The organism is Kitasatospora sp. NPDC004669 (genome assembly GCF_040609455.1).
GTDB lineage: Bacteria > Actinomycetota > Actinomycetes > Streptomycetales > Streptomycetaceae > Kitasatospora.
The window spans coordinates 1-9,641 of the sequence record NZ_JBEXKB010000143.1 but is presented as its reverse complement, the minus strand read 5'-3'; the positions used below and the strand labels follow the sequence as shown (position 1 = coordinate 9,641).

At 66.9% G+C, this 9,641-nt stretch carries 10 protein-coding genes and 2 pseudogenes; 9 read left to right on the top strand and 3 right to left on the bottom strand.

The annotated features are described in order from the left end of the window. Positions 1-126 precede the first annotated feature (126 nt). The 6 genes from ABZW30_RS45535 to ABZW30_RS45510 all read left to right on the top strand — a co-directional run bounded on the left by ABZW30_RS45535 (position 127) and on the right by ABZW30_RS45510 (position 6,239). Positions 127-3,624, top strand: a complete 3,498-nt coding sequence (locus ABZW30_RS45535; protein ID WP_355677228.1) for a polymorphic toxin-type HINT domain-containing protein — start codon at positions 127-129, stop codon at positions 3,622-3,624. A 3-nt stretch (positions 3,625-3,627) separates the two neighbouring features. After that, complete coding sequence (locus ABZW30_RS45530) at positions 3,628-3,924, top strand: hypothetical protein (RefSeq protein ID WP_355677227.1); 297 nt, start codon at positions 3,628-3,630, stop codon at positions 3,922-3,924. A 143-nt stretch (positions 3,925-4,067) separates the two neighbouring features. Then, entirely contained in the window at positions 4,068-4,844 is a 777-nt protein-coding gene (locus ABZW30_RS45525; RefSeq protein WP_355677226.1) for a hypothetical protein, read from the top strand. A gap of 384 nt (positions 4,845-5,228) precedes the next feature. Continuing rightward, on the top strand, positions 5,229-5,549 hold the full coding sequence (locus tag ABZW30_RS45520; RefSeq protein ID WP_355677225.1) for a hypothetical protein: 321 nt from the start codon (positions 5,229-5,231) through the stop codon (positions 5,547-5,549). Positions 5,550-5,655: 106 nt separating this feature from the next. Next, complete coding sequence (locus ABZW30_RS45515; protein WP_355677224.1) at positions 5,656-5,895, top strand: hypothetical protein; 240 nt, start codon at positions 5,656-5,658, stop codon at positions 5,893-5,895. Then, the gene (locus tag ABZW30_RS45510; RefSeq protein WP_355677223.1) at positions 5,892-6,239 is read left to right on the top strand and encodes a type II toxin-antitoxin system PemK/MazF family toxin; all 348 of its coding nucleotides are present in this window, start codon (positions 5,892-5,894) and stop codon (positions 6,237-6,239) included. The genes ABZW30_RS45515 and ABZW30_RS45510 overlap by 4 nt, the downstream gene beginning before the upstream one ends. Positions 6,240-6,581: 342 nt before the next feature. Here the strand turns inward: ABZW30_RS45510 and ABZW30_RS45505 are convergent, their stop codons facing one another. Both ABZW30_RS45505 and ABZW30_RS45500 read right to left on the bottom strand, forming a co-directional pair. Next, positions 6,582-6,977: an Imm50 family immunity protein gene (locus ABZW30_RS45505; RefSeq protein WP_355677222.1), complete on the bottom strand. Its 396-nt coding sequence runs from the start codon at positions 6,975-6,977 to the stop codon at positions 6,582-6,584. After that, a complete protein-coding gene (locus ABZW30_RS45500; RefSeq protein ID WP_355677221.1) occupies positions 6,964-7,455 on the bottom strand; it encodes an Imm50 family immunity protein in 492 nt (163 codons plus the stop codon). Before ABZW30_RS45500 ends, ABZW30_RS45505 begins: the two co-directional genes overlap by 14 nt. Positions 7,456-7,634: 179 nt before the next feature. On the opposite strand from ABZW30_RS45500, the pseudogene ABZW30_RS45495 reads away from it, so the two are divergent. From ABZW30_RS45495 to ABZW30_RS45485, 3 genes and pseudogenes are all read left to right on the top strand, one after another. Further along, positions 7,635-8,297: pseudogene (locus ABZW30_RS45495) on the top strand (transposase); the annotation flags it as partial. A gap of 363 nt (positions 8,298-8,660) precedes the next feature. After that, positions 8,661-8,942, top strand: a complete 282-nt coding sequence (locus ABZW30_RS45490) for a chaplin (protein ID WP_355677220.1) — start codon at positions 8,661-8,663, stop codon at positions 8,940-8,942. A 280-nt stretch (positions 8,943-9,222) separates the two neighbouring features. Next, complete coding sequence (locus tag ABZW30_RS45485) at positions 9,223-9,528, top strand: hypothetical protein (protein ID WP_355677219.1); 306 nt, start codon at positions 9,223-9,225, stop codon at positions 9,526-9,528. Here ABZW30_RS45485 and ABZW30_RS45480 read toward each other — a convergent pair. Beyond that, a pseudogene (locus ABZW30_RS45480) lies at positions 9,525-9,641 on the bottom strand (type I restriction endonuclease subunit M); the annotation flags it as partial. The gene ABZW30_RS45485 and the pseudogene ABZW30_RS45480 sit on opposite strands and share 4 nt — an antisense overlap.

The following is a 9,641-nucleotide window of genomic DNA, read 5'->3' as shown; positions in this document are numbered from 1 at the left end:
CATCGCCCTCGTCATGCTCTGCCTCGGCGGCAACCGCCCCACCCTGCCCCGACGCCAACTCACATGATCCGACCCACAGATCCAGCACAAGAGCCTTAAAAGGGCTACGCCGTCAAGATCGACATCTTGGACGGCGAGGGGAGGATCGTCCAGACTCAGTCGACCCCCGCGCTCACCGCCTACACGGGCCGGCTGATCACCGACACGGTGTACGACTCGCAGGGCCGGGTCACCAGGGCCAACAGCCCCTGGTACAACGACGACACCGCGCCCAGCACCACCCCGTTCCTGACCACCACGCAGAAGGTCCCGGCGCAGACCTACAACGTCTACGACGGCCTGGGCCGAGCGGTGACCAAGCAGTTCGTCGCCTACGGCGTCACCCAGACCACGACCACCACCGCCTATCCCGGCGCCGACCGGACCGACGTCACACCGCCCGCGGGCGCCACGCCGACCTCGACCGTCACCGACGCACGCGGCCACAAGGCCCAGCTCTGGCAGTACAAGACCGCCACCGCCACCGGCAACCAGGCCGACGCGGACGTGACCTCCTACACCTACACCGCAGACGGCCACCTGGCCACGCAGAAGGACGCGGCGGGCAACACCTGGACCCATGGCTACGACCTGCGCGGCCGGGAGGTTACGGCCTCCGACCCGGATACCGGCACCGCTACCAAGACCTACGACGCCGCGGGTCGGCTGGCCGCGTCCACGGACGCACGCAACCAGACCATCGCCTACACCTACGACCTGCTCGGCCGGATGACGGGCACCTACTCCGGATCGGTCAGCCCGGACCACCAGCTGACCGGCTTCACCTACGACACCGTCGTCAAGGGCAAGCCCGCCACCTCGACCCGCTACGTCAACGGGGCCTCCGGCATCGCGTACACCAGCTCCGTGCTGGCCTACGACACCGCCTACCACCCGACCAAGACCACCACCACGATCCCCGGCACCGAGATCGGCCAGGGCACCACCCCGTTCACCTACACCTACCAGGCAATCTACGACCCCATCACCGGCGCCCTGGCCACCGACAACCGCTCAGCCGTCGGCGACATCGCTGGCGAGACACTCGTCTACAAATACGACAACAACGGCCCGCTGAGAACGTACGGCACTAGCACCACCACCTACGACCTGTCTTCGGACTGGGACGCCTACGGCCGCAGCATCCGCGCCACGGTGAACCCCTGGGGCACCCAGATCGTCGTCACCAACACCTACGACGAATCCACCGGCCGCCCGCTGTCGCAGTTCGTCGACAAACAGACCGCCTCCACCGGCACCGTCCAACAGCTCACCTACGCCTATAACACGGCGGGTCAGCTCACTGCCGTCCGCAACATCCCGGACAACACCCCGTCGTCCACCGACCTGCAGTGCTTCGGCTACGACTACCTGGGCCGGCTGACCAGCGCCTGGTCGGACACCGGCACACTCACCCAGGCCGCCCAGCCCACCGTCGGGGGCATCGGCTCCTGCGCCAACGCCACCCCCACCAGCGGCGCCCAGGCGCCGATGAGGACCACGGTCGGGGGACCTGCCGCGTACTGGCAGAGCCACGGCTACGACCTGACCGGCAACCGCACCCAGCTCGTCCAACGCGACCCCTCCGGCGACACCACCAAGGACACCACCACCAACCAGACCTTCCCGGCCACCGGAACCGTCAACACCCCCACCACCGCAGCCAACACCGGCGGCCCGCACGCCCTCACCGGCACCACCACCACAGCGCCCAGCGGCACCACCGGCACCAGCACCCAGTACGACGCGGCGGGCAACACCACCGCCGTCACCGACACCTCCGGCACCGCCACCCTCACCTGGAACAGCGAGAACAAACTCGCCTCCTACACCAAGACGGGCACCGCCGGACCGACCACCTACCTCTACGACGCAGCCGGCAACCAGCTCATCCGCCGCGACCCCGGCAAGACCACCATCACGCTCGGCGGCGACGAACTGGTCTACGACAGCAACACGAACACCGTCACCGGCGTCCGCTACTACCAGATCCCCGGCGGCGTCACCCTCGTCCGCCAGGGCGGCAACACCACCTATCAGATCTCCGACCACCACGGCACCGGCATCCTCGCCCTCGACGGCACCACGCTCACCAAGACCCGCCGCCCGGCCGACCCCTTCGGCAACCCCCGCGGCAACCAGCCCACCACCTGGGCCGGCGACCACGGCTTCATCGGCGGCACCAAGGACGACGCCACCGGCCTCACCAACCTCGGCGCCCGCCAATACGACCCCGTCCACGGACGCTTCATCAGCCCCGACCCCGTCCTCGACCAAGCCGACCCCCAGCAGTGGAACGGCTACGCCTACAGCAACAACAACCCCGCCAACCTCAGCGACCCCAGCGGGCTTCACCCCGAAGGAGTCTGCGGCGGATTCGGCACCTGCGAGGACCAGCAGGGCAACATCATCCACGAGGCTTGGCATCCCAACAGTGAAGGCGGCTGGAACGTCGACTACTGGGACAATGTCACGACCAAGGTGGATCATCCCTACCACGCGGGCAATGACTGGTCCCTGGTCCGCTTCCACCGGTCCAAGAAGGAACGCCTCAAGGGATTTATCCAACTCGCCACCACGTTCCTAGTTCCTGAGGCCTCCCCCGTCACGGCACTCATGGACGCTCATGACGGCGACGCCAAGGGCGCCGTTGAGAACCTCGTGGCCAGCAAGGTCGAAGAGATGGCCTTCTTGAAGCAGCTTGCGTTCAAGTTGGCACCGAAGTTCGGTGGGTGCAGCTTCGACGCCACGACGCCGGTGCTCATGGCCGACGGCAGCACCCGGGAAATCAGCAAAATCAAACCGGGTGACCAAGTCCAAGCAGCCGACCCGCAAGCCGGCGAAGACAGCGGCCACGCCGTCTCCGCCACCTGGAAGCACGACGACAACGACCTCGTCGATGTCACCGTCCGATCGGGCGACCGCAAGGAGGTCATCCACACCACCTCCGAGCACCCCTTCTGGGATGCCACCGCGCAGAAGTGGATCCCCGCGACCGACCTCCAGTCAGGGCACACCCTCAAGACGGAAAACGGCCAGGACGCCACCGTCGAGGCCATCCGCCAGGTGCCCGGCGAGCAGGCGATGTACAACCTCACCGTCGCCGATGTTCATACGTACTACGCGCTCGCAGGTGCCACGCCCGTCCTGGTTCACAACAGCTGCGGCACCAAGTACTACGAGAACCGCTATGGAGCGACGGATAATCGGGGCCTCTCGGCCACTCTCGAAGACGGAATGGTAGAGATGACCCTTCGGGCCAAGAAGTCGAACGGGGAACGATATGAAGGGGTTCCCAGGGGCAGCGAGATGTTCCAAGAGGCCCTGAACCAATTTGGTGGCGCAGATAAAATCAAGGGAATCACGGCATCTTGGAATGAGGGAGATCTGGATACAAATCTCAAGCAGTTCAACGAGCTGATCCGGGGAGGCCACTCGGAAGAAGACGCGGCGCGTGGAACGTGGACCGGCGGACAGGCGGGGATGAGAGGATGGACGTCTGTTCACATCGACCAAGAAATGTCGGTCAAGAATCCAGACGGGACATTCCGAGAGGCAATGGTATATTTCACTAGGTCGGAGTAGTGGATGGAAACTGAAGAGTACGAAAGAAATCGCAGAAGGATCATTAATTCGATTCGCGACTGCTGGAATGCGGAACAATCGGTCGTATCGGTGCTGCGGAAATTGGTGGATGAGCTAGGGCCGTCTGACGATCGGGCTGGCACGGCCTTCCAGGTTGTCAACTACATGGCACGAGCCTTCAATATTCGATTGGCCGTGGCCGGAAAGTTTACGCGATGGCACGCGATTGGTGGTGACTTGTCAGACGAAGAAACGGAGAAGAGATTTGAGGGATTCATCGTCTGGCCCCCTAAGCCCTGACCTGGTAGCACCCTCTTCCCAATTGAATTAATCCGGACAGGCCCTGCGACAATTGCCGCAGGGCCTGTCCGGATTCCTGCCAGAACAGTCGCGTGGGCGTCCGAACCCCAGGGCGGCGTCGTTCAGAGGATCTATCCGGGTTGATGCCGGTTCAGATGGCTGGTGGGACTGCCATGTTTGCGGGACCGGGATTGAACGGACGGAGACACGGCCTCTGGGCAATCATGAGGTGTCGTAGCCCTGACCACCGCAACGGATACCCCCACGCCAGCGCCGACACCCTGCCCCCGATCGCCCTCGTCCTCACCGGCGCCGGCCCCCGAGGACTCGACAACCTGACCGGCAAGGTCCGCGACCTCACCGAGGAGTTCTGGAAGCCCGAAAGCGCCTGGCGACCGTATGACTTCGCCGACCGCATCCCGATCCTGACCGTCCGGCTCGACCAGCTCCAGCAGCACGGCCCCCAGGCCCCCATCTGGCTGCGCTACGGCAGCGAGGACCTCCAGACCCTCACCGACGCCCTCGCCAACCGCGACTACCTCCAGCGCACCCGCGCCCGCCTCGCTGCCCAGGCCCAGACCGCCAAGGCCGCAGAAGCCGAGAAGGAGCGCCAGGAGAACGAAGCCCGCCGCTGCCCCACCTGCAACCGCACCCCCGACCAGTACGAGAACAACTGGGACGCCAGCAACGGCACAACGAAATGCGGCCTCTGCATCGCCGAAGAAGAAGCCCAAGAACTCCGAGAAGCCGAATCCCGGCCCCGCTGTACCACCTGTGAAACCGGCCTACTGGAAAACAGCCTTCTGGAACACGATCCCGAAGCAGTCGAATGCTGGAAGTGCTACCAGAAGCGAGAGTTCTCCGGACGCCCGCCACTTCGCCGTCCCGAACCGAAAAAGAAGCGCCGATTCTTCGGCTGACCAGAAAACGCCAGACCAACCACCAGCCACCCAATTCCATGCCAACCCGACCCCGCCGGGACGCCCGCATACCCGGGCAGCTGTAGACCAAGAGCAGCCACGAGCGGCGCCACGTCCGGACACCGAACCCCCCCGCACCGTGCCCTCGTTGAACCGGCCGTGCGCCCCGACCGGGGCGCACACAGCACCGCCCGGCAGCCACCCCAGCCGGGACCCCGAGCCGAGAGGAACGGCTGCTTCATGCCGAGACACAAAGACCTTCCAGGCGATCGTCGACCGACACCGGCAAATGCCGCCCCAGCCAAGACGCAAGAGGCCGCGATCACCACGACCGTCCCGGCCGCGCTACGCCGCCAGCTGACAGTCGCGCTCGCCATCCACGAAGTGAAGCTGAAGGACGCAGTCACGCAGGCGCTGACGGACTGGCTGGAGGAACACCCACCAGAGGTGGACTCCGAAGCCGCCTCCCGCATCCCGCGCCCAGGCCGACGGCCAGCCCCCCGGGCCGCCGGCGCCGTGGCTCTGACCGTCCGAGTCGACCCAGCCGAAGCCACCGAGGTGGACCTGTTCCAGGTGGTACTGCGAGAAGAGACCGGCCACCGGGTCGACAAGGCGGAACTCGTCCGCGAACTCCTGCTCCTCGCCCGCACACACGGACCCACCCGCCGCGCCCTCGTACGCCGCCTCCAGCACGGACCTGGCTGACCGATTGAAGTGCTCGCCCGACGGGCTCCGGCCTGCACCGCCCGAGAGAGGAAGCCAGCACGGTATGCCGACTGGTATACCCGCGGGTATTCTGTCTGGTGTGACGATGACGACCATAAAAGTGCAGGCCGAGGTGCGCGACGAACTCGCGCGCCTAGCGGCCGACGACCTCGGCGGGGTCACGCTGAACGCCGCCCTGGAACACCTGCTGACCGAACACCGCAAGGCCCAGATCCTGGCCGCCTACGCCCGCCTGGAGGCCGACCAGGCAGCCTGGGCCGACTACCAGAACGAGCTGGACGAGTGGGACGCCGTGGCCGGCGACGGCCTGGGCGGTGAGGCGTGAGCCGCAAGTCCACCCCCTGGCAGGTCTGGATGGCCGACCTGTCCCCGGTCATCGGCTCCGAGCAGGCAGGCCGGCGCCCCGTCGTGGTCGTCTCCAGCCCCCTGTTCGCCAGCTTCCCGACCGCTATGGCCATCGTGGTGCCCCTCACCACCGCCGACCGCGGCCTGCCCCACCACGTCCCCGTCACCTCCACCCAGTCCGGCCTCAACCGCCCCAGCTGGGCCCGCACCGACGACGTCCGCACCATCTCCGAACAGCGTCTCACCGGCCGGCCACTCGGCACCGTCACGGGCAAGGAAGCCGACGAGATCCGCACCTATCTACGGATGATGATCGACCTGTGATGCCCCGCCCCGGGTCGCCCCAGGTACGGCGTGTCGAGGAGGGTGAGGGGGTGGGATCGGGCGTCTACTCCGGTCCCCGAGGCACACCAGAGGGATCGTCCAGCCACCCCCCTTTGCCCCAGGCCGCCCATCGCAGACACTGCGGGCCGGAGCCCGAGCGGGCGCCGCCCACCCTAACCTCGCGCTTTCACGAGGGATGGTGTTGATGGGCAATCAGGGTGCGAGAAACCATGGCTGACCTGTGGTTCTTGCCTCCTGCGCGGGCCCGGTCGCGCATCCGCGACGTTCACCTTCGAGGTGAAGTCCTCGACGCGCCAGTGCCTCTTTAACCGTCGGGTGAGGTCACTGTGCTCGACTCCACAGATGTCCGACCGGGGGCTGAGCGCGGATTTCGTCGGTCTCGAAGGACACGCGCTTGTCCTGGCCGGCGAGAACAACGGTTCTTCCGCTGAGGCTGGCGACGGTTGTGGGCCAGCCGGACCAGGTGTCCACCTCGAAGTTCTTCACGCCGGTGCAGACCAGGACGAACTCGACCGCGTTGTGGCCACGCGCCTGCCACAGGTCCGCAGCGCCGACCGGGACAGCGAAGGCGGAGAATCTCAAGGTGACTGACGCTTCGCGCTCGTCGATGAGGACAGAGTCCAGGTGGTAGTCCGTCAGCGGTGGTGGGGGTGCGCCGAGGACTTCGCGGATCGCCTTGGGGTTGGCCACCTCGGCAGACCAGTCACGTTCGTTCATAGAACACCTTCGCAGTCGTGGGCGGCAGCGCCCCCTGGTGCAGGCGCTGGTCAAGGGGACTCTCGAACCATCGCCGAGCCGTGTAAGGGTCCGCGTCGCCGGAGCGATAGGCGTTGAGGTGGCCCACCTTCAGAGCGTGCGCGGTGAAGTCCAGTGAGAACGCCGGACCGCTTACGGCGACCCTGATCCGGCGCTCCGGGGTCTGGAGGCGGGGACCGAGCTCGATGTCGACCACGGTGCTGTCGGGTATGCCCCGCATCCGAAGGTCCTCGCCCACCGCGTGGAACTCGATCTGGGCCTCGAACCGGTCACAGTCGGCCTCGGTCCAATCCGACGGGACGAGGTCCGGAAAGCGAGGAAGCTCGACCCGCAACGTCACAGCAGGGCCGTACGGACTGAGGTGCACCGATCTGAGAACCAGGCCCTCCAGAGCCGGCAACTCGGTGTAGGGCGCGGTGAACCGCTGGGAGTGGTCCAAGAACTCCGGCCATGTGCCAGCTGACATGGATGGGCCCCTCCCTCTGGGCGCTTCGTGCCCGGCGAGACCGGCGACTCCTCGCCCCAGGCGGCAGACGCAGATCAACGAAGCGCACTTGAGCTGCGAGGATACCGCCCGTCCATGGTCCGGTTACATCGCCCCAGTACGAGGCACACCTGATGAAGCGCAATGGGTCCTATCCACGCGTCCGGATATCGCGGGGCGGATCGGGAGTGGTCTCGCAGGCCGGCGGAGCGCTGCTGGCGGAGACCGTTCGCCGGATCGGCCTGGACACCACACTGTCTGCGGCGCTCGAGCCGTGGCGCAAGCCGCGGGCGGTGCACGACCCGGGCAAGATCCTCCTCGACCTCGCCCTGGCGGTCGCGCTGGGCGGAGACTGCCTGGCCGACGTCGGCGTGTTGCGGGCCGAGCCCAGCCTGTTCGGGCCAGTCGCGTCCGATCCGACGGTGTCCCGGCTGGTCGACGCCCTCGCCGCATCCGGTCCGCATGCGCTCGCCGCCCTCCGCCGAGCCCGAGCCGACGTTCGCCAGCGGGTCTGGCAACTGGCCGGCCAAGACGCACCGAACACTGGTGGCCAGGTGATCGTGGACATCGACGGCGTGCTGGTCTTGGCACACTCGGAGAAAGAGGACGCCGCCGCCACCTGGAAGAAGACCTTCGGCCACCATCCGCTGTTCGCGTTCGTCGATCACGGCCCGGAGGGCTCGGGCGAGCCGGTCGCGGGCTTGCTACGGCCGGGGAACGCGGGCAGCAACACGGCTGCCGACCACATCACCGTCGCCCGGCAGGCACTTGCCCAGTTGCCAATGCAGCTGCGGCGCGGCGGTGAGCGCGGAGACTACGGCGACCAGGTTGTCGACTGGGTGGCCGCTTGTGAGGTACCACGCCAGGAACGCCATGGCCAGCACTACATACAGCGGTCCAAGCCACTTCGGCACACGTCTCACACGGTGATCATGCGGGACCCGGGACGGTATTCCCAGGATTCGACGTCGCCGACAGCGCCGGACAGGTGACGGCAACCTGTGCATGTCGATGGCGGCCAACGGTGTTGTCGTTCCCATCGACGGCGCAGACCTCGCGCATTGCGGGGTGCGCCAGCCCGCAGTGGCCGTTGCTCTTGTCGGGTGATCTTTAGGTGTCGTGGATTAGCTCGCCAGGCGCCGACTGCGAAAGTCCTGGACATGAAGAGAATCGTGCTTCTGGCCGCGAGCCTAGGGGGCGTTCTGGCGACGGTGTGCGCCGGGCCCGCCCAGGCCGGCGCGTTGGCCGGCCCGGGCGATGGCGGGTGCGTCAACGTCGGCACCGCCGAGTCGGCCGGGGCCGCAGTCGGCTCGCCGGGCGTCCTGTCCGGGAACACGGTGCAGATCCCCGTGAACGCGCCGATCAACCTGTGCGGCAACAGCATCCACATCGGCGCCCCCGGCAACGGCGGAGGCGGCGGCAACGGCGGAGGCCCGGGCTAGTCACGGCTGACGCCGCGCCATCTCCATACCCGTGGAGAGGCACCTGCTGGAACAGCCCCCGTGCCGATCAGGCCGGGGCGGGACGGCAGCGACCAAAGCGACCGACACCGAACACAGGCCGACCAAGCGGTGCGCGCTACGGGCAATGGGATGCAGCGCGCACCGCCCGGCAGATCCTGCCAGAGCCCCGCAACCCGGCTCCCCAGTAGACCCGGTCAGCACGCTGGTAGGCGACGGCTGGCTTTCAGTGCAGACGTCGGTTGCTGTCAGTGGCCGGTGTGTGGGGTGGCCGGCCACCGAGGACCACTGGCGCGGCCAGCGCTGGGAAGACGAAGGAGTCACCTTCGACGGCAAGATCCCCGTCCTCGGCACCACCATGGACCGCCTCCGCCGCCACAGCTTCCTCGGCCCCATCTGGTGGCGATTCGGCCGAAGCCAGTGGCAGACCGTCACCGACGCCCTCAACGACACCCCCGACTGGGACCTCATCCACCAGCGCCGCGTCCAGATCGCCGAGAACGCCTCATTCCTGCGCACGGTATTCGGCCCTAGAAAGCCCAAAGAGCCCAAGGAAAGGAGAGCTTAAGCCTTGATTGGTGCGGCCGACCTGGCGGCCTGCTCGATCTTCGCGCAGTAGGCTGCACGGGCTTCCTCGTCGATCTGCTTCTCGTGTTCGGCGCGCAACCCGGTCCGGCCGTC